22 protein-coding genes are annotated in these 23,851 nt (G+C 67.3%); 11 read left to right on the forward strand and 11 right to left on the reverse strand.

From position 1 onward, the window contains the following. The first annotated feature begins 5 nt into the window (after nt 1-5). A complete protein-coding gene (locus R2601_RS11295; protein ID WP_007798167.1) occupies nt 6-461 on the forward strand; it encodes a low molecular weight protein-tyrosine-phosphatase in 456 nt (151 codons plus the stop codon). On the opposite strand, the gene R2601_RS11300 is transcribed toward R2601_RS11295, so the two are convergent. Continuing rightward, entirely contained in the window at nt 446-631 is a 186-nt protein-coding gene (locus tag R2601_RS11300; protein WP_007798170.1) for a hypothetical protein, read from the reverse strand. The two genes, R2601_RS11295 and R2601_RS11300, sit on opposite strands and share 16 nt — an antisense overlap. 197 nt (nt 632-828) lie before the next feature. On the opposite strand from R2601_RS11300, the gene R2601_RS11305 reads away from it, so the two are divergent. Further along, on the forward strand, nt 829-1,686 hold the full coding sequence (locus R2601_RS11305; protein WP_007798172.1) for a DUF1353 domain-containing protein: 858 nt from the start codon (nt 829-831) through the stop codon (nt 1,684-1,686). A 107-nt stretch (nt 1,687-1,793) separates the two neighbouring features. Here R2601_RS11305 and pyrG read toward each other — a convergent pair whose 3' ends face one another. Beyond that, nucleotides 1,794-3,437: a CTP synthase gene (gene pyrG, locus R2601_RS11310; RefSeq protein WP_007798175.1), complete on the reverse strand. Its 1,644-nt coding sequence runs from the start codon at nt 3,435-3,437 to the stop codon at nt 1,794-1,796. A gap of 173 nt (nt 3,438-3,610) precedes the next feature. Further along, complete coding sequence (gene secG / locus R2601_RS11315) at nt 3,611-3,994, reverse strand: preprotein translocase subunit SecG (RefSeq protein WP_007798177.1); 384 nt, start codon at nt 3,992-3,994, stop codon at nt 3,611-3,613. A gap of 240 nt (nt 3,995-4,234) precedes the next feature. Between secG and R2601_RS11320 the strand changes: the two genes are divergently transcribed. Beyond that, nucleotides 4,235-5,176 carry a DMT family transporter gene (locus R2601_RS11320; protein WP_040545321.1) on the forward strand — a complete coding sequence of 314 codons (942 nt, stop codon included), beginning with the start codon at nt 4,235-4,237 and terminating at the stop codon, nt 5,174-5,176. Here the strand turns inward: R2601_RS11320 and R2601_RS11325 are convergent. Then, the gene (locus R2601_RS11325) at nt 5,091-5,786 is read right to left on the reverse strand and encodes a thiamine diphosphokinase (RefSeq protein WP_007798183.1); all 696 of its coding nucleotides are present in this window, start codon (nt 5,784-5,786) and stop codon (nt 5,091-5,093) included. The two genes, R2601_RS11320 and R2601_RS11325, sit on opposite strands and share 86 nt — an antisense overlap. 138 nt (nt 5,787-5,924) lie before the next feature. Between R2601_RS11325 and R2601_RS11330 the strand changes: the two genes are divergently transcribed. Next, nucleotides 5,925-8,288 (forward strand): hypothetical protein, encoded by a 2,364-nt coding sequence (locus tag R2601_RS11330; protein WP_007798189.1) that lies wholly within the window; start codon nt 5,925-5,927, stop codon nt 8,286-8,288. 419 nt (nt 8,289-8,707) lie between these two features. Here the strand turns inward: R2601_RS11330 and rpsU are convergent, their stop codons facing one another. Further along, the gene (rpsU, locus tag R2601_RS11335) at nt 8,708-8,914 is read right to left on the reverse strand and encodes a 30S ribosomal protein S21 (RefSeq protein ID WP_005614280.1); all 207 of its coding nucleotides are present in this window, start codon (nt 8,912-8,914) and stop codon (nt 8,708-8,710) included. A gap of 118 nt (nt 8,915-9,032) precedes the next feature. Here rpsU and R2601_RS11340 point away from each other — a divergent pair, with 118 nt between their 5' ends. Together R2601_RS11340 and R2601_RS11345 are read left to right on the forward strand one after the other, a co-directional pair. Next, a complete protein-coding gene (locus R2601_RS11340) occupies nt 9,033-9,731 on the forward strand; it encodes a COQ9 family protein (RefSeq protein WP_007798249.1) in 699 nt (232 codons plus the stop codon). Between the two features lie 18 nt (nt 9,732-9,749). After that, complete coding sequence (locus R2601_RS11345) at nt 9,750-10,733, forward strand: NAD(P)H-quinone oxidoreductase (protein ID WP_040544629.1); 984 nt, start codon at nt 9,750-9,752, stop codon at nt 10,731-10,733. Between the two features lie 43 nt (nt 10,734-10,776). Here R2601_RS11345 and R2601_RS11350 read toward each other — a convergent pair whose 3' ends face one another. Continuing rightward, nucleotides 10,777-11,631, reverse strand: a complete 855-nt coding sequence (locus R2601_RS11350) for a DUF2189 domain-containing protein (protein ID WP_007798255.1) — start codon at nt 11,629-11,631, stop codon at nt 10,777-10,779. Nucleotides 11,632-11,842: 211 nt separating this feature from the next. Here R2601_RS11350 and R2601_RS11355 point away from each other — a divergent pair, with 211 nt between their 5' ends. The 3 genes from R2601_RS11355 to R2601_RS11365 all read left to right on the forward strand — a co-directional run bounded on the left by R2601_RS11355 (nt 11,843) and on the right by R2601_RS11365 (nt 14,718). Then, nucleotides 11,843-12,829: a quinone oxidoreductase family protein gene (locus R2601_RS11355; protein ID WP_007798257.1), complete on the forward strand. Its 987-nt coding sequence runs from the start codon at nt 11,843-11,845 to the stop codon at nt 12,827-12,829. Between the two features lie 285 nt (nt 12,830-13,114). Further along, on the forward strand, nt 13,115-14,218 hold the full coding sequence (locus R2601_RS11360) for a THUMP domain-containing class I SAM-dependent RNA methyltransferase (RefSeq protein ID WP_007798259.1): 1,104 nt from the start codon (nt 13,115-13,117) through the stop codon (nt 14,216-14,218). Between the two features lie 47 nt (nt 14,219-14,265). Further along, a complete protein-coding gene (locus R2601_RS11365; RefSeq protein ID WP_007798262.1) occupies nt 14,266-14,718 on the forward strand; it encodes a hypothetical protein in 453 nt (150 codons plus the stop codon). Between the two features lie 76 nt (nt 14,719-14,794). Here R2601_RS11365 and R2601_RS11370 read toward each other — a convergent pair whose 3' ends face one another. The 5 genes from R2601_RS11370 to R2601_RS11390 form a co-directional block, all read right to left on the reverse strand. Continuing rightward, entirely contained in the window at nt 14,795-16,342 is a 1,548-nt protein-coding gene (locus R2601_RS11370; protein ID WP_040545323.1) for a Ppx/GppA family phosphatase, read from the reverse strand. Nucleotides 16,343-16,449: 107 nt separating this feature from the next. Beyond that, on the reverse strand, nt 16,450-17,748 hold the full coding sequence (locus R2601_RS11375; protein ID WP_007798268.1) for a flagellin N-terminal helical domain-containing protein: 1,299 nt from the start codon (nt 17,746-17,748) through the stop codon (nt 16,450-16,452). A gap of 365 nt (nt 17,749-18,113) precedes the next feature. Next, the gene (locus tag R2601_RS11380) at nt 18,114-20,288 is read right to left on the reverse strand and encodes an RNA degradosome polyphosphate kinase (RefSeq protein WP_040545324.1); all 2,175 of its coding nucleotides are present in this window, start codon (nt 20,286-20,288) and stop codon (nt 18,114-18,116) included. Between the two features lie 50 nt (nt 20,289-20,338). Further along, the gene (locus R2601_RS11385) at nt 20,339-21,040 is read right to left on the reverse strand and encodes a P-loop NTPase family protein (RefSeq protein WP_007798272.1); all 702 of its coding nucleotides are present in this window, start codon (nt 21,038-21,040) and stop codon (nt 20,339-20,341) included. Further along, on the reverse strand, nt 21,037-22,107 hold the full coding sequence (locus R2601_RS11390) for an AI-2E family transporter (RefSeq protein WP_007798275.1): 1,071 nt from the start codon (nt 22,105-22,107) through the stop codon (nt 21,037-21,039). The genes R2601_RS11385 and R2601_RS11390 overlap by 4 nt, the downstream gene beginning before the upstream one ends. Before the next feature lie 162 nt (nt 22,108-22,269). Here R2601_RS11390 and proS point away from each other — a divergent pair, with 162 nt between their 5' ends. Further along, nucleotides 22,270-23,607: a proline--tRNA ligase gene (proS, locus tag R2601_RS11395; RefSeq protein WP_007798278.1), complete on the forward strand. Its 1,338-nt coding sequence runs from the start codon at nt 22,270-22,272 to the stop codon at nt 23,605-23,607. A gap of 78 nt (nt 23,608-23,685) precedes the next feature. Continuing rightward, nucleotides 23,686-23,851, forward strand: a 166-nt coding sequence (locus R2601_RS27295; protein WP_007798282.1) for a DUF2937 family protein, incomplete at its 3' end; no start/stop codon positions are given.

Here is a 23,851-nt window from a genome sequence, read left to right on the forward strand (position 1 = left end):
GCCCCATGACCCAGAGTATCCTCTTCGTCTGCCTCGGCAATATCTGCCGTTCGCCCTCGGCCGAGGGGGTGGTGCGGCAGATGGCGGCGGAGCGCGGGCTGTCGCTGCAACTGGACAGCGCCGGCACCGGCACGTGGCATCTGGGCGATCCACCCTACGCGCCGATGCAGGCCGCCGCCAGTGCGCGGGGCTATGACCTTTCGGCGTTGCGGGCGCGGCAGGTCAGCCGGTCGGATTTCGACCGCTTCGACCTGATCGTGGCAATGGACGGCGACAACCTCGCCAATCTCGAAGCGATGCGGCCGGGGCAGGGCGGTGCCCAGCTGCGGCTGTTCACCGACTACGCCGCGTCCACCGGCGCGCGCGAGGTGCCCGATCCGTATTTCACCCGCGATTTCGACGGCACGCTTGATCTGATCGAGATCGCCGCCCAAGGGCTTCTGGATCAGCTCTCGGAATAGATCGCGCGTGTGACGAACCAGGTCACCGGGAAGGCGACCACGGCGCCCGCTGCTGCGGAGGCGACGATCGGCACCAGCGTGTCGAAGCCGGCCACCAGCGCCGCGACGATGAAGCTGCCCGCCAACGTGGTCCCGATCAGCGAGTAGAGAATTCCGGCCAGTCTGAACATGGATCTGTCTCCCGATGGCCGCCCGGTGGGCGGTCTTCCAGGTGAATTCATATCGAATTTGGAATGTGTTCCTTGATCGGGATCAAGAAAAGAGCAAATGGTCAATTCGGGTATTCAACCAACGCGCGAGCCTTGCAGTCGCGGCACGGTTGCCGCAGATTCCGCCGTATTGCATTTGAGCTATCAGGATTTCGAGAATGAAGAGATTGCGCATTCTTGGCGCGGGCCTGCTGATGTTGTCCGCCTGCGCCGCGCCGACCCGGCAAAATATCGATGAACTGCGGGCCATGCAGGAGGTGACCTGCGCCAGCCGCCCCGGCACCTGCAGCTACGAGAACAGCCCACTCAAGGTCTCTGATCGGACAGTGACCCTGCCGAAGCGGCCCTACGCGTTCCGCCCGGTGGCGCAGACGCTGCATTTCACCGATGCGCAACGGCGCCAGTGGACCGCGCCTCGGGGCATCCTGACCGACGGGGCCTCGATTCCGCTGCTCTTCGTGTCCATCGTGGGCCAGCCCACCGCGCCGGAATACATCAACGCGGGCGCGCTGCACGACGCCTATTGCGGTGTTGGCAACGAAGGCACGGCGAATTTCCACAATGGCCGCTGGCAGGATGTGCACCGGATGTTCTTTGATGCCCTGGTGGCCGCGGGGACGCCCGAGCAGCGGGCGAAGGTCCTGTTCGCGGCGGTTTGGCTCGGTGGGCCGCGCTGGGACTATCACGTCTCGCTGCAGGAGGTTCCGCAAGGGGCGATGCAGCAGGCGATGCGGCAGGCCAAGCGCTACATCGAAGAGAGAGACCCGTCGTTGTCGGAGCTGGAAGCATACCTGCTGCGGCTCGAGAAGGGCATCATCCGCAGCCATCCCGACCTGTTCGCCCAGCTTCTGCCTGATGGCGGGGAGGGCCCGCGCCAAGGCTACGAGGCGCCGGTCGAAGACGAAGCGGAGTACGAGCCGCCGGTGCGCGACGAGCCGGTCTCTGAAGAGCCGGGCCAAGAGTTCCCCGATGAGTACGAGATTCCGGGCGACGACTTCACGGATATCGAGCTCTAGGGCGCAGCGCCCCGGGATCTTGCCGGTCGCGTTTCGCCGGCCACGTCTCAAAAAGAAAAAGGCGCCGGAGCTCCGGCGCCTTTATACATCGTCCTCGCGTCGTGGTCTCAGACCAAACGCGACACCTCCTTCGCGGCGCGCACGAAATCCTTGAACAGGGGATGCGGATCGAAGGGCTTGGACTTCAGCTCGGGGTGGAACTGCACGCCGATGAACCACGGGTGATCCGGCCATTCCACAATCTCCGGCAGGCGCCCGTCGGGCGACATGCCCGAGAAGCAGATGCCGGCCTCTTCGAGGGGCTTGCGGTACTTGATGTCGACCTCGTAGCGGTGACGGTGACGCTCGTCGATGGTGGTGGTGCCGTAGACTTCGGCGACCTTGGAACCCTCGGTCAGAACCGCGTCATAGGCACCAAGCCGCATGGTGCCGCCCTTGTCGTCGGCCACCGAGCGGTTCACCTTCTGGTTGCCCTGCACCCATTCCTTGAGGTGGTAGACCACCGGCTCGAAGCGCTTCTCGCCGGCCTCGTGGTCGAACTCTTCCGAGCCCGCCTTGCTCACGCCGGCGACGTTGCGGGCCGCTTCGATGACGGCCATCTGCATGCCGAGGCAGATGCCCAGATAGGGCACATTGTGCTCGCGCGCGAACTGCGCTGCCTTGATCTTGCCCTCGGTGCCGCGCTCGCCGAAGCCGCCGGGCACGAGGATCGCGTCGTAGTTCTCGAGATAGGGGGCCGCGTCCTCGCGGTCGAAAAGCTCGGCATCAACCCAGCTCACCTTGACCTTCACCCGGTTCGCCATGCCGCCATGGGTCAGTGCCTCGGCGATGGACTTATACGCATCCTCGAGCTGGGTGTACTTGCCCACGATGGCAACGTTGACCTCGCCCTCGGGGTTGTGGATGCGCTCGCTGACGTCGTCCCACTTCTCGAGGTTGGGTCGCGGTGCCGGGGTGATCTGGAACGCATCCAGCACCGCCTGATCGAGCCCCTCGCGGTGATAGGCCAGCGGCGCGTCGTAGATCGACGACAGGTCCTGCGCGGCGATCACGCTGTCGGGGCGCACGTTGCAGAACAGCGCCAGCTTCTCGCGCTCCTTCTGCGGGATCGGGCCCTCGGAGCGGCAGACGAGGATGTCGGGCGCGATGCCGATCGAGCGGAGTTCCTTGACCGAGTGCTGGGTCGGCTTGGTCTTCAGCTCGCCGCTGGCCTTGATCCAGGGCAGCAGCGTCAGATGCATGAAGATGCACTGGCCGCGCGGTTTGTCCTGCGCGTACTGGCGGATCGCCTCGAAGAAGGGCAGGCCCTCGATGTCGCCGACGGTGCCGCCGATCTCGCAGAGCATGAAATCGACCTCGTCCTCGCCGATCGAAAGCCAGTCCTTGATCTCGTCGGTGACGTGGGGAATCACCTGGATGGTCTTGCCGAGATAATCGCCGCGGCGCTCCTTCTCGAGCACGTTGGTGTAGATCCGCCCCGACGAGACCGAGTCGGTCTTGCGCGCCGGCACACCGGTGAAGCGCTCGTAATGGCCGAGGTCGAGATCGGTCTCGGCGCCATCATCGGTGACGAAGACCTCGCCGTGCTCGAAAGGCGACATGGTGCCCGGATCGACGTTGAGATAGGGGTCGAGCTTGCGCAGCCGGACCGAGAAGCCGCGTGCCTGCAGCAGCGCACCAAGCGCCGCACTGGCAAGGCCCTTGCCCAGCGAAGAAACGACACCGCCTGTGATGAAGATGTAACGTGCCATTGTGGCAGGACCCCGTGATTTGCATCTAATTCTGGACACCCACGGGCCTTTCGGACCGCAGCATCACGGGAGTCCATATATAAAGGATTCGGGCTGCACTGTCCAGAGAACCGCAAGATGCTGTTGCGGTTCAGGGTGCAGCCCTCAATCTATGGTGGTTTGGCCAGAAGGCCTTAGTCTGCGCGCGGAACCAGCGGCGCGTCGGGCGCGGTTTCGCTGTCGGAGGCCGACGGCGGCGGCAGCAGCGCGTCGGTGTCGATCTCGCCCGGTGCGGTCTGCTCCGTGGCCGGCGCCGAGCCCGATCCGCCGAGGCGGTCCATGACCGAGACGCCCGAGGCATCCTGAGCGGCCAGGATCGTCAGCGTGATCGACGTCACGATGAAGCCGATCGCCAGGATCCATGTCACCTTGCCGAGCGCGGTCGCGGCCGCGCGCTGGCTCATGGCGCCACCGCCACCACCCATGCCGAGCCCGCCCCCTTCGGAGCGCTGCAGCAGCACCGCGCCGATCAGCGACAGCGCGAGAAGAAGATGGACGATGAGAATGACGTTCTGCATGGAAGGTCCCGAAGCCTGCGGTCTTGGCGCGCTATGTAGGGGAAGCCGCTGATGGGCGCAACCCGCGAGATGGGCCTGTCGGTCAGGGGGAGCGGTTGACGCCACGGGCAGGGGGCAGTGCGGGCGGCGCCCGACGGAAAGATGACTCGAATGACTCTCTTTATGATTGAATCAACTCGGTGGGAAAATAATTGAGGTAGTGTATTGCCCGAAAGCCGGGCGCTCGCTACCGTCGCCATCATGAGACAGGACAGACCCCTTCTCGGCATCGCTCTGATGCTCGGTTTCTGCATCATTGCGCCGCTCGCCGACGCGGTGGCGAAGCTCATTGCCGACAAGGTGCCGCTTGCCGAGCTGGTCTTCTTCCGCTTCGCGGTTCAGGCGGCGCTCTTGGTGCCCTTGATGCTGCTGACAGGGCGCAGCTTCCGCCTGCGCCGGCGGGTTGCTGGGATCGTGTTCCTGCGCACGCTCATGCATATTCTCGGCATCGGCATGATGGTGACCGCGCTGCGTTACCTGCCGCTTGCCGATGCCATCGCCATTGCCTTCGTCATGCCCTTCATGTTGCTGATACTGGGTCATTATTTCATGGGGGAAGAGGTCGGCTGGCGCCGCCTCGTGGCGTGCGCGATCGGCTTTATCGGCACGCTTCTCGTGGTCCAGCCCGCGTTCAGCGATGTCGGCTGGCCGGCGCTGTTACCGCTGGGCGTGGCGCTCAACTTCTCGCTCTTCATGATCACCACGCGGCAGATCTCGCGCGATATCGATGCGGTGTCACTGCAGGCGATCTCCGGTCTGATGGCGATGGTGGTGATCGCGCCGATGATGTTGCTCCTGCCTGCCGGCCGCATCCCCGAGATCCAGTGGGTGTCGGTCTCGCTCGAGACCTGGTCGCTGCTGCTGTCGATCGGTCTGCTCGGCACCGTGGCGCATCTGCTCATGACCTGGTCTCTGCGCTACGCGCCGGGGGCCACGCTGGCGCCGATGCAATATCTCGAGATGCCCTTTGCCACGCTGTTCGGCTTCATGATCTTTCAGGAACTGCCGAATCCCGTGGCGACGCTGGGGATCTGCATCATCATGTCCGCGGGCCTCTTCATCCTCGCGCGCGAGCGGGCCATCCATCGGGCGCAGAAAGCAGCGCCCGCGCCAGTTCCGGAAGGTGTGACACCGGCAGAATGATGAGCATGAGCGGCGCGTCGAAGCGCAGCGAGACTGTCTCGGCGCTGGTCTCGTTCGAGGTGCCCGCGCGCTGCGCCGGGGTGAAGTCGAGCCCGCCCAGCGGCCAGCGCAAGCCCGTGCTCTCGCCGTGCACCAGCCCCATCGGATAGAGCGAAAACCGCAGCCGGACCGGCAGCGTCAGGGTGATGTGCGGCGGCGCCAGCGCGATGGCGTCCTCCTCGCCCACGAGGATGCAGCGCCGATCCGCGCGCATGGTCAGAACCGTCAGCGCCGCGAGCTGATGATCGACGCGCGGACCCAGAAACCCGGTGCCGAAGACCAGCGGCGCCGCAATGTTGCGCAGGCACTTGTCGAAATCGGTGCTGTCCTGCTCGGCAATGTGATGCACGCGCTCCGCCGGGATCTGCGCCCGGTCGCTCTCGGACAGAGAATCGAGGTCGCCGATCACGGCGTCCGGCAGCGCACCTGCTCGCAGCAGGGTCGCCGCGCCACCGTCTGCGGCCACCCGCGTCTCGCACCGGGCCAGAAGCGGGGCGAGATGCGCTTCGGGGCTGTCTCCGCCGCCCACCAGAAGGATCGGCTCGGCGCGTCTCAGGATGGGAGCATTCATGGCAAATTTACGGCTTTCAGTGACAGAGGTCACAATGGAGACACGAAATGATACGCTCGGGACCAAAGATTCGGTCGGCTTTCGTCTCGTATGACGTGGTAAACACATTGTTGCAAAGCGATTGAGAGTGAGCAGCACATGGTGAGTTCGAGCAAAATTCTTACGGTCTCCTACGGCACCTTCTCCTGTACTGCGGAGGGGTTCGAGGATCCGCTGGAGGTGGTGAAGGACGCCACCCACTTCTTCCGTGGTGTGGTCCGCGAAGACCGCTTCTTCGGGGCCGAGCCGCCGCAGTTCGACCCCGAGCTCGCGGCCGAGTTGCTGCAATCCCAGATCAGCGCCGAGGCAGGGCAGGGCAAGCTGACCCTGCGCAGCCCCTTCGCTGGTGCCGGGGCGTCCAGCGGCGCGATGAGCGCCGCGCTTTCCGCGGGCCGCGCGCCGGAGCGCTCCGCCGCAGACGAGGTGGGCGAGCTGCCCGCCGCTGCCGCTGAGACACCGGCCTCCACGCCCGAAACAACAGCGCCCGAAACAACAGCGCCCAAGACAACCGCGACCGAGGCTGTTGCCGAGATGGCGGCGGAGCCGGCCCCCGAGGAGCCGAAAGTTGCCGTCTCCTACCAGGGCGACGGCAGTGAGGACGATTTGGAAGAGGCCCGCCGGGCCGAGGACACCATCGCTTCGATCCTTGCCGACGAGGCCGGCGACGACAGCCTCGCGGGCGAGGCGGCCCTCTTCGGAGAGGCCGACGGTGGCGAGATCCCCGCCGCGCCGCAACCCGGCGTCGGGCTGAGCGATCCGGAAAGCGTGGCGGCCAAGCTGCGCCGCATCCGCGCTGTCGTGGCGCAGGGTGGTCCTGCGGATGCAGAGGCAGAGCCCGAGGCGGAAGAGGCCGAAGCCTCGGTCTCGGCGATGCTCGAGGCTCTGGAGCCCGCGCGCGATGAGACCCCGAGCTCGGTGCAGGCGCTGCGCGACAACCTGTTCACCGACACGCTCGCCAGTGCCGCGTTCGAGGATGGGTTCGAGGACGACGCCGAGGACGAGGATGACAGTGCGCTCTACGAGGCGCCGCCCGAGGCCGATGCAGAGACCGATGCAGAGACCGCCGAAGAGACCACGGTAGAATCGGAGGCACCGGCAGCCGAGCCCAAGATCACGCCTGCGCGTCCGCGCGCCCGCGTTGTGAAGGTCAAGCGGGCGGCGTTCGACGCTGCCGCGGGCAAGGGCCTGATCGAGGACATCGCCGAAGCCTCTGCTGCTCCGGCCGCTCCGGTCAGCAGCCTGAGCCCGGAAGACGAGGATGATCTGGCCCGCGAGCTCGCCGCCGTCCGCGCCGAGCTGCAGGACGACTTCGAAGACGGCTGGGACGCAGAGGACGACCTCGAGGACGTCGCCGAGGCGCAGGATGATGACGCCGTGGCGGAAGATGTGGCCGCAGAGCTTGGCGGTGACACCGAGCTGGCTGCAGCCGTCGGCGCGGCGATGTTGAACGACGACAGCGACGACAGCTGGGAATATGACGACGAGTGGGACGACGAGGACGAGGACGCCACCGCCCGCGGTGCCGAGACCGCCGCCCCGCTGCGTCTCGAGACCTCCGACGCCGCACCGCAGGAGGACTGGGACGAGGACGGCGACAGCACGCTGGAGTTCGAGTTCTCTGACAGCTTCGAGGACGATGAAGATGCCGAGGACGACACTGACCTCGCCGCAGGGGGCGATGCGGACAGCGCGGCCGAGGCCGAGCGCGAGGAAGCTCAGCGCCGCGCCGCGCATGAGGAGGTCCGCAAGGCGGTGAAGATGTCGAGCCCGGCCCGTGCCATGCTCACCGAGCGCCGGGTCGAGGACAACGACGCCTCGCGCATCCTCGACGAGACCAACACCCAGCTCCAGGAGCCGGAAGGCAACCGCCGCCGCAGCGCCATCGCGCATCTGCGCGCCGCCGTGGCCGCGACCCGTGCCGACAAGCTTCTGGGACGCAAGCGCGATGCGGGCGAACAGGCCGAGCCCTATCGCGAGGATCTCGCCAACGTGGTCCGCCCGCGCCGCCCCGCAGCCCCCGCGGGCCACACCGAGCGCCCGGCCGAGATCGCACGCCCGGCGCCGCTCAAGCTGGTGGCCGAGCAGCGCGTCGACTCCGAGACGCCGGCACCGCGTCCGCGTCGCGTGCGTCTCGCCGATATCGACGAGACGGCGGCGCTGAGCGCGGGCGAAGGGGATGACAGCTTTGCCGAATATGCCGAGAGCGTCGGCGCACGCGACCTGCCGGAGCTGCTCGAGGCGGCGGCGGCCTACATGTCCTTCGTCGAGCGCCGCGAACAGTTCTCGCGCCCGCAGCTGATGACCAAGGTGCGCCAGGTCGAGACCGAGGAATCGAGCCGCGAGGACCGGCTGCGCAGCTTTGGCCAGCTGCTGCGCGAAGGCAAGATCGAGAAGACCCGCGGCGGCCGCTTCACCGCCTCGGAGCGGATAAGCTTCAAGCCGGATGCGCGCGCCGCGAGCTGATCGATCCGGCCTCACATGAGACGACCGCAGCGGCGGGGGCCACGGCCCTCGCCGTTTGCGGTTTGTCAGGATGGATGTCGGGCGGTGGAGACGGGAAGGGGCTCTGCCCCCTCTTGGCGCTGTGCGCCAATTCACCCCCGAGGTATTTTGAAACCAGAGAAGGGTAGGGCGCTGCGCACCTGGCTTCTCTTCGTCAGAAATACTCCCGCCGGAGGCTGGCCGGCCTGTTCCGCCAGTGCCGCGCCGGTCAAGAGCGTGGCCCTTGCCACAGGCGTGCAAGACCGTCCGACGGGCCAGGGCCGCGCTCTTGACCGGCCAAAAAAGACAAACCCCCGAAAGGCAGGGCCCCGGGGGTCGTCGAGTTCTTGTGTTGGAAGGTCAGCTGCCTGACCTGAGCCGGAAAACCCGGTGCGGATGCCTCAGAGGAGACCTTCGCGTTGGGCTTTCTTGCGCGCCAGCTTGCGGGCACGGCGGATGGCCTCGGCCTTCTCGCGCGCTTTCTTCTCGGACGGCTTCTCGAAATGCTGCTTGAGCTTCATTTCACGGAACACGCCTTCGCGCTGCAGCTTCTTCTTCAGGGCACGGAGCGCCTGATCGACATTGTTGTCGCGAACACTAACCTGCATGTGGTTTTCACCACCTTTCTAAGTTTGAGTTGCAAGGAATTGCAGGAGGTGGCCGTATAGCAAGGCCGGGCTAAATTGTCTAGGGTCTAGAAACTCTATTGAGTCGAAGGAGAGGCCCATGACGGACGATGCAGCCGGGCGCCTGCTGGATGCGGCGCTGAACCATGTAGCCTTCGATGGCTGGTCGGAGACAACGTTCCGCGCCGCGGTCGCCGATGCCGGGATGGATCCGGTGGTGGCGCGCGGCCTGTTCCCGCGCGGGGCGGTCGATCTCGCGGTGGCGTTCCACAAGCGTGGCGACGATGCCATGGTGGCAGCGCTGGCCGAGTTGGACAAGGCGTCTGACGGCGCGCCGCTGCGCTACCGGGACAAGGTCACCCGTGCGGTGCGCACCCGGCTCGAAGTGGTCAAGGACCGCGAGGCGGTGCGCCGCGGCACCACGCTTTTTGCCCTGCCAATCTATGCCCCCGACGGGGCCAAGCTGATCTGGGGCACCTCCGACCGGATCTGGACCGTGCTCGGCGACACCGCGCGCGATTTCAACTGGTACAGCAAGCGGGCGACGCTGAGCGGGGTCTATTCCTCGACGGTGCTCTACTGGCTGGGCGACGATTCGCTTGACCACCAGGCCACGTGGGAGTTCCTTGACCGTCGCATCGAGGACGTGATGCGCTTCGAGAAGACCAAGGCGAAGGTGCGCGAGAACCCGCTGCTGAAGCGTGTCTTCGCGGGCCCCGAGAAGGTGCTGGGCTCAATCCGGGCGCCGCGCGCCGTGCGGGAAAACGATCTGCCGGGCGGCTGGACCGCCCCGCGCTGACAGAACAGGGAAGACCGAATGACTGACACGATGCGCGCCGTCGAGATTTCCGAGCCCGGCGGGCCGGAGGTGCTGCGCCCGACGACCCGGCCTGTGCCGCAACCGGGACATAGCGAGGTGGTCATCCAGGTAGCCTGGGCCGGGGTGAACCGGCCCGACGCCCTGCAGCGGGCGGGCCGCTACGCGCCGCCCGAGGGCGCCAGCGACCTGCCGGGTCTCGAGGCCTCGGGCATCGTGTCGGCGGTGGGGCCCGGGGTGACCTGGCCCGCGGTGGGCGACGCGGTCTGCGCGCTGCTGCCGGGCGGGGGGTATGCCGAATACGTGGCCACACCGGCGGCGCATTGCCTTCCGGTGCCCGAGGGCATGGGCCTGCGCGAGGCGGCTTGCCTGCCCGAGACCTATTTCACCGTCTGGTCCAACGTGTTCCAGCGCGGCGCGCTGAAGGCCGGGGAGCGCTTTCTCGTGCATGGCGGCTCATCGGGCATCGGCACGACGGCGATCCAGCTGGCGCATGTGATGGGCGCGCGGGTCTTCGCCACCGCCGGATCGGCGGAGAAATGTGCCGCCTGCCTGTCACTTGGGGCCGAGCGCGCGATCAACTACCGCGAGGAGGATTTCGTCGAGGTCCTGCGGGCCGAGGGCGGGGCGGATCTGATCCTCGACATGGTGGGGGGCGATTACATCCCGCGCAACGTCAAGACGCTGGCCGACGACGGCCGGTTGGTGCAGATCGCCTTCCTGCAAGCGCCAAAGGTCGAACTGAACTTCGTGCATCTGATGGTGCGGCGGCTGACCATCACCGGCTCGACCCTGCGCCCGCAGAGCGTCGAGGCGAAAGCGCGCATCGCCAGCTCGCTGCGCGAGCATGTCTGGCCGCTCCTCGATGCCGGGCGGATCGGTCCGGTGATGGATTCCGAGGTCCCGCTCGAGAAGGCCTCGGAGGCTCATGCGCGGATGGAGAGCTCTGCGCATGTGGGCAAGATCGTCCTGAAGGTCGCCTGAGCGCTGCCCGGCGTGGGCGCGACCCCACGCCGGATGAGACGCGTCAGACCACCGCGCGACGGTAGAAATGCCAGCTGGCGTGGCCAAGCACCGGCAGCACCACGATGAACCCCAGCAGCAGCGGGATGGCCGCGAGCATCATCAGGATGCCCAGGGTGGCCCCCCAGCACAGCACCACCATCGGGTTGCTCTTCAGCACCCGGATCGAGGTGGCCACCGCCATCGGCGCCCCGACATGGCGGTCGATCACCAGCGGGAAGGACACCACCGACGTGGCCAGCGCGACCAGCGCAAACCCCGCGCCGACGCTGCAGCCGAGCAGGATCATCCACCAGCCGCCCGAGGTGCCGAAGAGCTGGTAGAGGAAGCCCGAGAAGGTCTCTGGCATCGCGGCGCCCATGGTCATGGCATGGATCTCGGCGGCGGTCAGCAGCCAGATGACGAAGAGTGCCGCGAGGTAGATCCCCATCACCAGGAGCGCGCCGAAGCCCGGCGAGCCCATCACCGCGACGGCGTGACCCCAGTGCGGCACCTCGCCCATCTCGCGCCGCCGGCTCATCTCGTAGAGCCCGACCGCGGCGACGGGGCCGAGGATCGCGAAGCCCGCGACCAGCGGGAACAGCATCGGCAGCAGCGCCATGTGCAGGCCGATGCCCATGAGGACGAGGCCGACCACCGGGTAGACCAGCACAAGCGCCATGACATCACTGCGGCAGGCCTTGAAATCTTCCCAGCCGTCCTTGAGCGCGGCGCTGATGTCGGAGAGGTCCATGTTGCGGACCTCGGGGGTTTCCGCCTGATCGCTGCCAAGCTCGCGGCTGCTCGCGGCGAGGTGATGGCCGGCATCGTTCAGGCGTTGTGCTGTCCAGGACAGCGGGTTTCCGATCGTGTGGGACATGGGTCTCCTCCCTCTGGCATGTGCAGCGCCAGGAGAGGTCCGGCCGGAAACGCGCGGGGCCGGACCTGCCGGCGCCATGTCTCGGCAGTGTACCATGGTTTGCGGCCATGGGCGTTCACAAGCGATTGTCGGTGCGGCTTTGGGGCCTTGTGCCCGGAGCCGCACCGACGCAGTCTCGGCGCCAAACGATGCGCGAACAGAGGAGGATCCCATGGCGGGAACGGCACGTACGGTCATCATCGAGGAACACGGCGGCCCCGAGGCGCTGAAGCTGGCGGACTGGCCGGTCGGCGAGCCGGGGCCGGGCGAGGTTCGCATCCGGCACAAGGCCTGCGGGCTGAACTTCATCGACTGCTACCAGCGCTCGGGGCTCTACCCGATGACGCTGCCGCATGCGCTCGGCATGGAGGCGTCCGGTGTGATCGACGCGGTGGGCGAGGGCGTCGCGCATCTCGAGGTCGGCGATCGCGCCGCCTATGCCGCAGCCCCGCCGGGCGCCTATTGCGAGGCGCGGGTGATGCCCGCGGCGCAGGTCTGCCGGCTGCCTGACGCGATCTCCTTCGAGGAGGGCGCCGCGATGATGCTGAAGGGGCTGACGGTGCAGTATCTCTTCCACCGCACGACCCCGCTTCAGGCCGGCGACACGGTGCTGTTCCACGCTGCCGCGGGCGGTGTCGGGCTGATCGCCTGCCAGTGGGCCAAGTCCGAGGGCATCCGGCTGATCGGCACCGCCGGCTCGGACGAGAAATGCGCGCTGGCGATGGAGCACGGAGCGGATGCCTGCATCAACTACGCCACCGAGGACTGGGTCGCGAAGGTCCGTGAACTCACCGACGGAAAGGGTGTCGACGTGGTGATGGACTCGGTCGGCAAGGCGACCTTCGAGGGCTCGCTCGACTGCCTCAAGCCGCTGGGCATGATGATCTCCTTCGGCAACGCCTCTGGTGCGGTCGACGCGTTCAACCTCGGCGTTCTGGCACAGAAGGGCTCGCTCAAGGTGACGCGCCCGACCCTGTTCACCCATATCGCCGACCATGGCACCTGCCAGTCGATGGCCGGAATGCTGTTCGGCAAGGTCTCGTCGGGCGAGGTCAAGATCCGCATCGACCAGCGCTTCCCGCTCGAGGATGTCGCCGAGGCGCACCGGGTGCTGGAGGCGCGCCGCACCACCGGCCAGACCATCCTGACGCTGGAGTGATCTAGAGGGGCGCCCCTTGCGGGGCGCGCAGGCCTTGCCCGGTCCCGTCTCCGCCGGGTCCGGGAGGTCAGGGGGCGCTGCCCCCTCTTGGCGCTGTGCGCCAATTCACCCCCGAGGTATTTGGAAACCAGAGAAGCCAGGAGCGCCGCGCCCCTGGCTTCTCTTCGTCAAAAATACTCCTGCCGGAGGCGTCCGAGGCTGCCAGCCGTGCTGCCGCCTGTGGCCGGGTGGGCCGCAATCATGCAGAGACTCGTCGCCGGCGGAAAAAGGCGCTAAGCGGGCGGCATGGACGAGACATTCGAGATCTTCCTGGCCTGTGCGCCGGGGCTGGAGGCGGCGCTGACGGCAGAGGCCAAGGCGGCGGGGTTCGGGCCGTTGCGGCCGGCGGCGGGCGGCGTGGCCTTCGATGGCGGCTGGCCCGAGGTGTGGCGCGCCAACCTGTGCCTGCGGGGCGCGGCGCGGGTGCTGGCGCGGATCGGCGGCTTTCCCGCGGTGCATTTGGCGCAGCTCGACAAGCGGGCGCGGAAATTTCCCTGGGGCGATGTGCTGCGGGCCGAGCAGCCGTTCAAGGTCGAGGCGGTGAGCCGCAAGTCCAAGATCTATCACGCGGGCGCCGCGAAGCAGCGGGTCGAGACCGCGATCACCGAGACGCTCGGCGCGCTGCCGGGCGATGACGGGGTGCGGCTTCTGGTACGCATCGAGGACAATCTCGTGACCTTCTCGGTCGACACCTCCGGGGCGCCGCTGCACCGGCGCGGCCACAAGGCGGCGGTGGGCAAGGCGCCGATGCGCGAGACGCTGGCGGCGCTGTTCCTGCGCCAATGCGGTTATCGCGGCGAGGAACCGGTGCTCGACCCGATGTGTGGCTCGGGCACTTTCGTGCTGGAAGCCGCCGAGATCGCCGCCGGGCTGGCACCGGGGCGCACGCGCGGTTTCGATTTCGAGCGGCTCGCCGGGTTCGATGCCGAGGACTGGGCCGCGCTCAAGGCGGCGCAGGCGCCCGGCGAGACGGCCCTGCGCTTTCACGGCTTCGACCGCGATGCCGGCGCGGTGCGCTCGGCCACGGCCAATGCCGAGCGGGCAGGGGTTTCGGAGATCACCCGCTTCACCTGCCAGCCTGTCAGCGCGCTGGAGCCGCCCGAGGGGCCGCCGGGGCTGGTCATGGTGAACCCGCCCTATGGCGCGCGGATCGGCAAGCCGGGGCCGCTGCATGCGCTGCATCGCAGCCTAGGCGAGGTGCTGATGCAACGCTTCCGCGGCTGGCGGGTGGGCATCGTGACCTCCGAGCCGGGGCTGGCGCGCGAGACCGGGCTGCCGTTTCTGCCGCCGGGACCGCCGGTGGCGCATGGCTCGCTGAAGATCCGGCTCTACCGTACCGAGGCGCTCTGACGCCTCGGCCTCTTCTCAGAATCGCTCTTCGCCCTATATTGACGAGCATGAAAACGCTTGCTGCCCTCTGCCTCTCGGCCACTCTGCTGGCCATGCCCGTCACCGCACAGGACGCCGGAGAGGAGGCGCCCGAGGATGGAGGCGGTCTGATGAAGCGCGGCGCCCAGATGTTCTTCGAGGGGCTGATGGGCGAGCTCGATCCCGCCCTGCGCGAGCTCGAAGACCTTGCCGGAGAGATGCAGCCGGCGTTGCGCAGCTTCGGCGAGGAGATGGGCCCGGCGCTGCAGGATCTGATGGGCAAGGTGAAGGACTGGTCGGTCTATCACCCGCCGGAAATGCTTGAGAATGGTGACATCATCCTGCGCCGCCGCGAGCCGCTGGAGCGCGACGACGACGGGATCCTGCCGCGCGACCGTGACTGGCCCGAACGCGACCGCGAGTTGCCGCCGCTCGACGGGACGCCGCCGGATCGAGAGCGGGGCGGCGAGATCGAGCTCTGAGCCAAGGTCGCGCCGCGCCCTGGCATGGGATCAAGACGATCTGCAACCGGACCATCGGCGTTTGGACAAGGACAGCTCAGTCGATCTCGACCTGCATATCTTCGGCGTTCAGGGCGCGTGCCAGCGACTTGAAGCGCGATTCGGCGACCTCGCCATAGAGCGGCGCCACATCCGGTGCCATCCGCAGCGACAGGCGCTTGGCCTTGCCGTCCCAACCGAGCGAGGCGCCGTCTTCCTTGCTGACATCCGACATCCACAGCATCGAGCCGAAGCGCATCGCCTTGCCGAGCACCTCGGCCTCCTGCAGTTCTTCGTCGCTGAGCAGCGCGTAATAGGCCTCGAACAGCCCCTCGCGCTTGTTCTTGTACCGGTGCAGCAGGGCGAGGCCGAGAAACACCCGCTCGGGGTGGGTGAGGCCGCCGAGATTGGCGCGCGTGGCGTTGTCGAAGCAGGTCTGCGCCCGGTAGTCGGGATGGGCGCGCCAGCTCACGTCGTGCAGCAGGCAGGCGGCCTTGACGATGCGCGTGCGCTCCGGGCCGGCATTGGCGAAGAGCGGCGCGACGAAGCGGTAGAGCTTCTTGCCGAAGCCGGGCAGGCGGGCATCCTTGGCCTCGGAGAAGCGGCAGGCCTCGACCAGTGGGTCGCGGTCGCGCAGCTTCTGCGGCATCTGCTCGTAGAGCAGGCCCTCGCGGATGCCGTAGGACGAAATTGCGATGCCGGCGGGCGAGAAGGTCTCGATGAGCCGGCCAAGCACCTCGCCGGCATAGGGCACGAGGCTCATCCGCGCCGAAGAGATCGAGCAGGCACCGCGTAGCGCCTCGAGATCGGATTTCTCGATGAATTTCAGCGTGTCCGCGACCGCATCCTTGTCCATGCGGTATTCGTGCAGGACGTGCAGCGGGTAGCCGCGGCGCTCCATGTCGATGCGGGCGATGGCGCGCCACGAGCCGCCAACGAGGAAGAGCTGCGCGTCGCGCTGCCCGATCACCTCGGCGAGCTTGTCGATATGCTTGGCGATGTGCTTCTCGCGGGCCTTCTTGCCGCCCTCGAGATCCTTGAAACGCAGCGGACCCAGCGGCGAGGTCACACGGCGGCCGACCTGGCCCTCGGAGAGCTCGGCCAGCTCCATCGAGGAGCCGCCGATATCGCAGATCAGCCCGTTGGCGCCGGGCCATCCGAGCAGCACACCCTGTGCCGAAAGCCGGGCCTCTTCCTCGCCATCGATGACCCAGATCTTCAGGCCGGTCTGCTTTTCGATCTCGGCGCGGAAGGCCGGGCCGTCCTCGGCCTCGCGCATGGCGGCGGTGGCGACAGCGGTGAGCGGCGGCAGATCCATGCCACAGGCCAGCGTCTGGAACCGGGCCAGCGCCGACAGCGCCCGTGCCTTGCCCTCGGGGTTCAGCCGTCCGGTTTCGGGCATGCCCGCGCCAAGGCCGCACATGATCTTTTCGTTGTAGAAATAGGCCGGGCTGCGCGCCGCGCCGTCGAAGACGACGAGCCGCACCGAGTTCGAGCCGATGTCGACGACACCCACACGAGACAGGCGTCGGGCCTGCGGATCTTCGAAAAGCGGGCGGCCGAAAGGCCCCCAGTCGCCTTGGGCGGAGTCGCCTTGTCCGTCCATCTGCATCCCCGGCTGTGGTCCGCCTTCGCTCTACCACGCTTCGGGCGCGCGGCGAAAGCACTTCATTGGGGCAACGTTGCCGGGCCCGGGGGCGTTCCCGCGGTGGATCAGCGGAACAGCGAGAGCAGCACGCCCGGAGCGCCGTTGGCGATGGACATGGCCTGAATGGCGAGCTGCTGCTGGACCTGAAGCGCCTGCAGCCGGGCCGAGCTTTCCTCGAGATCCGCATCGACGAGAACGCCGATTCCCGAGGTCATGGCGTCGGTCAGGCGGTCGTTGAAGCGGGTCTGTGTCTCGAGCCGTCGCTGGTCCGAGCCGAAGGCCGCAGCCGCGTTGGTGGAGATGTCGAGCAGCCCCTCGATCGTCGCCAGGGCGTCATTGGCGCCGTCGGCGGTGGTGACATCGAGATCGGCGAGCAGTTCCAGCCCGCCGCCGATGGTGTTGCCGGCATCGGCGCTCAGCGTATCGATCTTCACGGCGATGGTGTCGCTCGCGGTGGTGACCTCGGAAGAAATATCGAGCGAACTGCCCGAGGCCTGCACCTGCAGGACGGAGCTGTCGATGCCGGATCGGGCGGCATAGCTGGCATAGCGCTGCGACAGTTGCGAGAGCACGTCGCCGATGCCGTCGCCATCGCGGGCGACATAGGAGATCGGCGCGCTGGCCATCTCGGCGCGGGATTGCGTGGCGCCGGAGGTGGTGCGCAGATCGGCCTGCACGAAGGTCGAACCGTCGCCGTCGGTTCCGTAAAGCGACAGAGAGAACGCCATGCCGGCGGTCACGGTGAGGGCGCTGGCGTCGAGCGTGGCGCTGCGTGTGAGGGTGAGCGTGGCCGAGACCTCGGAGCCGCTGTAGGTGCCGCCCGAGGCGGTGATCTCGCGGCGCGCGGTGGAGAGGTCCTGCTTGCCGATGCTGATGTCGACGCCGCGCACGCCGAGTGAATCGCGCTGCAGGAAGCCCAGCACCGCCTCGCTGCCCGAGCCCGTGCCGGTGTCGCGGTTGTTCAGCAGGTTGAGGCCGTTGAACTGCGCCGTCTCGACCACGGCGCCGATCTGATCGCGCAGCGAGGAGACGGTGTTCTGGATCTTGGCGCGGTCGACATTCTCTTCCTGCGCGGTGACCACCTGTCCCTTGATCTCGGTCAGCAGCTCGGTGATCGTCTCGGCGCCCTTGCGGGCCACGGCGAGGGTGGCGCCGCCAAGCGCGAGGCTGTCGGCCACCTTGCGGTAGCCCAGCACGTCGGCTTCCATGGTCTTGGCGATGGCCCAGACCGCGGCGTTGTCCTCGGCGCCGGCAACGCGGCGGCCGGTGGCGATCTCGGTCTGCACCTCGGCGATGCTGGTGTTGATGCTTTGCAGGGTCATCAGCGCGATGGTCGCACTGTCATTGGTCAGGATGCTGGACATGGGGTGCCTGTTCTCGGGGATGCCTGTACGGGGCTGTTCGGGGGAAGCGCGCAGTTCACGCGAGACGGGCCCGGGTCGGGGCATTCGAGGCAGCGATTTCGCCGCAAGCGGTGCGTCGCCCGGACCGGAAGCCGAGACAGTCTACGCCCGCGCCGCCGCCCCCATGACGCACCCTGTAGACTGGGCGTTGGCGGTTAACTCTGGGCTAAGGGAATGCGGTGTCAGCGTGGTGATTTCGGGGCAGTTCCGGGGCGCGAGGCGCGGGGCGCGCATCCCGCAGACCGGTTTGACCGACATCCGGCCGACCACGAAAAAGCGCCGGGGCGACAACCGCTCCGGCGCTTCAGGAGATCTGTCCGAAAACCTCAGTCCTCGCCGTGGGTCAGTTTCGGCACGTCGCCGGCACCGGCAGAGCCGCGTCCCGAGAGCGAGGGGTTCTCCATGAAGAAGCGGTGGCAGTTGAACGGCGTGTCGCCCTCGCTCACCGGGTGGCGGCTGAACTTGCCGGTGGGTTCCATCACCCAGCTCTGCGCCGTGTCGGCGAGGTTGGCCGCCATGATCTGGCTGACGATCTGCGCCTTTACCGTCTGGTTCTGGATCTCGACCCCGGTCTCGATGCGGCGGTTGAGGTTGCGCCCCATCCAGTCCGCCGAGGACATGAACACCCGCGCCTTGTCATGCGGCAGGCCGTGGCCGTTGCCGAAGCAGGCGATGCGCGAATGCTCTAGGAAGCGACCGACGATCGACTTCACCCGGATGTTCTCGGACAGCCCCGCGATGCCGGGCTTGAGCCCGCAGATGCCGCGGATCACGCAGTCGATCTCGACGCCGGCCTGGCTCGCCGCATAGAGCGCATCGATCATGTTGGGCTCGATCAGCGAGTTCATCTTCAGCCAGATCCGCGCCGGGCGCCCCGCACGGGCGTGCTCGGCCTCGGCGGCGATCAGTTCGAGCATCTTGGGCTTGAGCGAATGCGGCGAGATCACGAGGTTCTCCAACCCCTCGGGCATGGCGTAGCCGCTGAGATAGTTGAAGATCTTCGCCGCATCGCGCCCCAGCGCCGCGTCGCAGGTGAAGAACGACAGGTCGGTATAGATCTTGGCGGTGATCGGGTGGTAGTTGCCCGTTCCCCAGTGCGTGTAGGTCACCAGCTTGTCGCCCTCTCGGCGCACCACCTGGGAGATCTTGGCGTGGGTCTTCCACTCGAGGAAGCCATAGACCACATGCGCGCCCGAGCGTTCCAGCCGGCGCGACTGGCGGATGTTGGCGGCCTCGTCGAACCGCGCCTTCAGCTCGACCAGCGCGGTGATCGACTTGCCCTCTTCGGCGGCCTCGCAGAGCGCCTCGACGATGGGCGAGTCCTTGGATGTGCGGTAGAGCGTCTGCTTGATCGCCACCACGTCCGGATCGAGCGCCGCCTGCTTGAGGAAGCGCACCACCATGTCGAAGGTCTCGTAGGGGTGGTGCAGAAGCATGTCCTTCTGGGCGATGGCCGAGAACATGTTGCCGTCATGGTCCTGCACCCGCTCCGGCACGCGCGGCGTGAAGGTCGGCCAGAGCAGGTCGGGGCGGCTGCCCAGCACCAGCTCCTTGACGTCGGCGATGCCGATCATGCCGTCAAGCTCGATGACCTCGTCATCCTGCACGTGCAGCTCGTTCTGCAGGGTGCGGCGCAGATCCTTGGGCGCGCCGGCGGTCATCGTCAGGCGGACCACCTCGCCGCGGCGGCGGCGTTTCAGCGCCACCTCGAACTCGCGCACGAGATCCTCGGCTTCTTCCTCGACCTCGAGGTCGCTGTCGCGCAGCACGCGGAAGCCGAAGTGATCCTTCACCCGGTAGCCGGGGAACATGCTCTCGATGTGGAGCAGCAGCACATCCTCGAGGAAGATGAAGCGTTGCTGGCCCTCGGGCGCGGGCAGCGCCATGAAGCGGTCGATCTGGTGCGGGATCGGCAGCAGCGCGTCGCGGGTGCGCCGGTCACGCTTGCGCTCGAGCGAGATTGCGAGGCAGTAGCCCATGTTGGCGATGAACGGGAACGGGTGCGCCGGGTCGATGGCGAGCGGCGACAGCACCGGGAAAACCTGGGTCAGGAAGGCATGCTCGAGATGGGCACGGTCGGCCTCGTCGAGCTCGTCGCGGGGGACGATATCGATGCCTTCCGCGGCCATCTCGATCTCGAGCGCGTGCAGCACCTTCTGCTGATGCGCCATCAGCTTGCGGGCATCCTCGTTGATCTCGACCAGCTGCTGTGCCGGGGTCAGCCCGTCGGCGGCGGGATTGGTGTTGCCCGCATGCGCGAGCTCGCGGAGGCCGGCGACGCGCACGGTGTAGAACTCGTCGAGATTGGCCGCCGAGATCGACAGGAAGCGCAGCCTTTCGAGCAGCGGCACGCGCGGATTCTCGGCTTCCTCCAAGACGCGCCAGTTGAAGCCGAGCCAGCTCAGCTCGCGATTGTAGAAGCGACCGGGACCTTCGAGGTCGAGCTCGGTCATCTCGGTCGGGGCAGGCAGCGGGGCCTTCAGGAAATCTGCGATACTCATGTGGGGCTTATGCGCGTCCATTTGAAACAGGTTCGTGACGGTCATAGGAATTATTCTGCCTCGGGGCGCTGACCTGGATCAAGCCTTGCGAGGATGTCCCGCGCCAGGCTGCGCGTGATGCCCTTGGGCCGCCCCATGGCGTTGGCGTCGAGCGCCGTTACCAGCGCGCGCGCCATGGCAAAGCTGCGCGGCATGTGCCGCACGAGGTAGGGGATGACGTCGGCGGCAGGCACGCATTGCCGGTCCGCGAGCATCTTGGCGATCACCGCCGCCAGCAGCGTATCGTCGGGGTCGGGCAGGGTGGCGGTCTGGGTGCCTTCCATGCGGCTCTTGAGATCGGGGATCACCAGCGGCCAGAGCGACGGCGCCGAACGGGCGGTCACGAGCAGCGGCTGGCGCTGGGCCAGCGCGAGGTTGTGCAGGTGAAACAGCGCCTCCTCGGCGGGGCGGTCCCCGGCGATGCGGTCGCCATCCTCGACGCAGATCGGCGCGGTGGCGTGCGCCGGAATGTCGGCCTGCGGAAGGCTCGCGGCGGGCACGATGGCGGCGCCGGTCTCGGCGGCCCACACATGCGCGAGATGGGTCTTGCCGGCGCCCGAAGGCCCCACCAGAACCATCTTGCCGTTGGGCCAGCTCTGCCAGTTGTCGAGCAGCGCCACCGCAAGCCCGTTGGACTGTCCGACGAAATAGTCCTCGCGTCCCAGCGCGGCGCGAACCGGCAGGGGCAGGGGAAGCTGGTCGGGGGTGATCATCCTTGATCCTCGTCCGTCTCGAGGCCGCGATAGAGCCGGCTCTCGATATACTGGTCGACAAGGAACCGCGCGACCACGCCGAGCGCCGCCGCCAGCGGCACAGCCACCAGCATGCCGACGAAGCCGAAGATCGAGCCGAAGACCGACAGGGCGAGGATCAGCCAGACCGGGTGCAGCCCGACCGATTCTCCGACCAGCTTGGGGGTCAGGAAATTGCCCTCGAGGAACTGGCCGAAGAAGAAAATCCCGGCGACCGCCGCGATCCAGACCCATTCACCCCAGAACTGGAACAGCGCCAGCCCGATGGCCAGCGCGCCGCCGACGATGGCGCCGACATAGGGAATGAAGGTCAGGATCCCCGCGACAACGCCCACCACGAGGCCGAAGTTCAGCCCCACCAGCCACAGTGCCAGCGCGTAGTAGAAGCCGAGGATCAGGCAGACCGAGCCCATGCCGCGGATGAAGCCCGCCAGCGTCTTGTCGATGTCGCGGGCCAGCTTCCGGATCACCGGTGCGTGGTCGCGGGGCAGCAGGCTGTCGACGCGGGCCACCATGTTGTCCCAGTCGAGCAGCATGTAGACCGCCACCACCGGCACGATGACGAAGAGCAGCAGGATGTTGATCAGCGACATCGCCGAGGTCAGCACCGCGTCGATCAGCTGCGCGCCGCGCTCGCGGATGGTCTCGCCGATGGAAACCAGGGTCTCGCGCACCGGGCTGCCCTCGACCATGATCGAGGGGAAATGCGTGGACAGGAACGCCTGAAGCTGGCGGAACAGCTCGGGCGCGGTCTCGATCAGCTGGCTGGTCTGGCGCACCAGAGCCGGCACCACCGCCAGCGCGAGGATGACGAAGATCAGGATCATCGCCACGGTGATCGTGCCCGTGGCCATGCCGCGGCTCATGCCGACCCGCTCGAGCCGGTCGGCCACGGGGTCGAGGAAATAGGCAACCGCGCCGCCGACGACGAAAGGCAGCAGCACATCTCCGAGGACCCATAGCATGACGACGAAGATCGCCGCCGCGATGCCCCAGTATTTCAGCTGTGTCCGCACCGGCAGCGCCATGATCGGCCATTCCTTTTCGAAAAAACGTGTCCCTACATCGCGTCTCGCGCGCGATCTTGCAAGACTGGGCTGCGCTCGCCGGGCCGCGCACGGCCCCTTGCTCTTGCGCGGCCCTTCGCATACGCCATTCCGGACCGTTTTCCAGCCCGGGAGCCCCGCCCCATGCGTCTGAGCCGCTATTTCCTGCCCGTCCTCAAGGAGACGCCCGCCGAGGCGCAGATCGTCTCCCACCGCTACATGCTGCGCGCCGGCATGATCAAGCAGGCCAGCGCCGGGATCTATTCCTGGCTGCCGCTGGGCTACAAGGTGCTGCGCAAGATCGAGAATATCATCCACGAGGAACAGGCCCGCGCCGGCCACATTCCGATGCTGATGCCGACGATCCAGTCCGCCGATCTCTGGCGCGAGTCGGGCCGCTACGACGCCTACGGCGCCGAGATGCTGCGCATCACCGACCGCCACGACCGCGACATGCTTTACACGCCCACCGCCGAGGAGTTGATCACCGACATCTTCCGCGCCAACGTCTCGTCCTATCGCGACCTGCCGCTGACCATGTACCAGATCCAGTGGAAGTTCCGCGACGAGATCCGCCCGCGCTTCGGCGTGATGCGCGGCCGCGAGTTCTACATGAAGGACGGCTACAACTTCGACCTCACGAAAGAGGACGCGCTGCACGCCTACAACCGCCATCTGGTGAGCTACCTGCGCACCTATGAGCGCATGGGCCTGCAGGCGATCCCGATGCGCGCGGATTCCGGGCCGATCGGCGGCGATGACACGCACGAGTTCCTGGTGCTGGCCGAGACCGGCGAGTCGGAAGTGTTCTACGACAGCGAGATCACCGAGCTGAAATTCGGCGACCGCGCCATCGACTACGACAGCGTCGAGCAGTGCCAGGCGGTGCTCGAGGAGTTCACCTCGCGCTACGCCCGCACCGACGAGACCCATGACGAGGCGGTGTTCAACCAGGTCCCCGAAGCGCGCCGCCGCACCGCGCGCGGCATCGAGGTCGGCCAGATCTTTTACTTCGGCACCAAGTATTCCGAGGCGATGGGCGCCACGGTCTCCGACAAGGATGGCAACCAGGTGCCGGTGCACATGGGCTCGCACGGCATCGGCGTGTCGCGCCTCTTGGGCGCCATCATCGAGGCCAGCCACGACGACCGCGGCATCATCTGGCCCGAGGGCGTGACGCCGTTCCATTGCGGCATCGTCAATCTCAAGACCGGCGACGCCGAGGCGGACGCGGCCTGCGACAAGATCCACGCGGCGCTGATCGCGCTGGGGCTCGACCCGCTCTACGACGACACCAACGAGCGCGCCGGTGCCAAGTTCGCGACGATGGACCTGATCGGCCTGCCGTGGCGCATCACCGTCGGCCCGCGCGGGCTCAAGAACGGCGTGGTCGAGCTGACCTCGCGCCGCACCGGCGAGAGCGAGGAGCTGCCCCCCGAGGCGGCCGTGGCGAAGATCGCCGAGATCTACGGCGTCGCCTGAGCCACGGCGGGCCTGACAGCGCCGCGGATTCGCGCTAACCTGCTCCAATGGCCCCGCAGAGGGCCGTTGGAGGCAGTCATGATCATACGGGCACTCGCCCTCGCCGCCGGGATTGCCGGTGCGGCAGGGTTTTCCCAGTTTCCCGAATTCACCCAGCAATATGTCCAGCGCCTCGGCGGGGCGGTGGACGAGCTTGCGCGCAGCGTCCAGGCCTTCGACCGCGATGCCGCGGCGCTCGGCCTGG

This window comes from Salipiger bermudensis HTCC2601, assembly GCF_000153725.1.
GTDB lineage: Bacteria > Pseudomonadota > Alphaproteobacteria > Rhodobacterales > Rhodobacteraceae > Salipiger > Salipiger bermudensis.

Excerpts from the sequence above, each read along its gene's own strand:
- R2601_RS11295 (WP_007798167.1), top strand. The coding sequence starts at position 6 with ATGACCCAGAGTATCCTCTTCGTCTGCCTCGGCAATATCTGCCGTTCG.
- R2601_RS11300 (WP_007798170.1), bottom strand. The coding sequence starts at position 631 with ATGTTCAGACTGGCCGGAATTCTCTACTCGCTGATCGGGACCACGTTG.
- R2601_RS11305 (WP_007798172.1), top strand. The coding sequence starts at position 829 with ATGAAGAGATTGCGCATTCTTGGCGCGGGCCTGCTGATGTTGTCCGCC.
- pyrG (WP_007798175.1), bottom strand. The coding sequence starts at position 3,437 with ATGGCACGTTACATCTTCATCACAGGCGGTGTCGTTTCTTCGCTGGGC.
- secG (WP_007798177.1), bottom strand. The coding sequence starts at position 3,994 with ATGCAGAACGTCATTCTCATCGTCCATCTTCTTCTCGCGCTGTCGCTG.
- R2601_RS11320 (WP_040545321.1), top strand. The coding sequence starts at position 4,235 with ATGAGACAGGACAGACCCCTTCTCGGCATCGCTCTGATGCTCGGTTTC.
- R2601_RS11325 (WP_007798183.1), bottom strand. The coding sequence starts at position 5,786 with ATGAATGCTCCCATCCTGAGACGCGCCGAGCCGATCCTTCTGGTGGGC.
- R2601_RS11330 (WP_007798189.1), top strand. The coding sequence starts at position 5,925 with ATGGTGAGTTCGAGCAAAATTCTTACGGTCTCCTACGGCACCTTCTCC.
- rpsU (WP_005614280.1), bottom strand. The coding sequence starts at position 8,914 with ATGCAGGTTAGTGTTCGCGACAACAATGTCGATCAGGCGCTCCGTGCC.
- R2601_RS11340 (WP_007798249.1), top strand. The coding sequence starts at position 9,033 with ATGACGGACGATGCAGCCGGGCGCCTGCTGGATGCGGCGCTGAACCAT.
- R2601_RS11345 (WP_040544629.1), top strand. The coding sequence starts at position 9,750 with ATGACTGACACGATGCGCGCCGTCGAGATTTCCGAGCCCGGCGGGCCG.
- R2601_RS11350 (WP_007798255.1), bottom strand. The coding sequence starts at position 11,631 with ATGTCCCACACGATCGGAAACCCGCTGTCCTGGACAGCACAACGCCTG.
- R2601_RS11355 (WP_007798257.1), top strand. The coding sequence starts at position 11,843 with ATGGCGGGAACGGCACGTACGGTCATCATCGAGGAACACGGCGGCCCC.
- R2601_RS11360 (WP_007798259.1), top strand. The coding sequence starts at position 13,115 with ATGGACGAGACATTCGAGATCTTCCTGGCCTGTGCGCCGGGGCTGGAG.
- R2601_RS11365 (WP_007798262.1), top strand. The coding sequence starts at position 14,266 with ATGAAAACGCTTGCTGCCCTCTGCCTCTCGGCCACTCTGCTGGCCATG.
- R2601_RS11370 (WP_040545323.1), bottom strand. The coding sequence starts at position 16,342 with ATGGACGGACAAGGCGACTCCGCCCAAGGCGACTGGGGGCCTTTCGGC.
- R2601_RS11375 (WP_007798268.1), bottom strand. The coding sequence starts at position 17,748 with ATGTCCAGCATCCTGACCAATGACAGTGCGACCATCGCGCTGATGACC.
- R2601_RS11380 (WP_040545324.1), bottom strand. The coding sequence starts at position 20,288 with ATGAGTATCGCAGATTTCCTGAAGGCCCCGCTGCCTGCCCCGACCGAG.
- R2601_RS11385 (WP_007798272.1), bottom strand. The coding sequence starts at position 21,040 with ATGATCACCCCCGACCAGCTTCCCCTGCCCCTGCCGGTTCGCGCCGCG.
- R2601_RS11390 (WP_007798275.1), bottom strand. The coding sequence starts at position 22,107 with ATGGCGCTGCCGGTGCGGACACAGCTGAAATACTGGGGCATCGCGGCG.
- proS (WP_007798278.1), top strand. The coding sequence starts at position 22,270 with ATGCGTCTGAGCCGCTATTTCCTGCCCGTCCTCAAGGAGACGCCCGCC.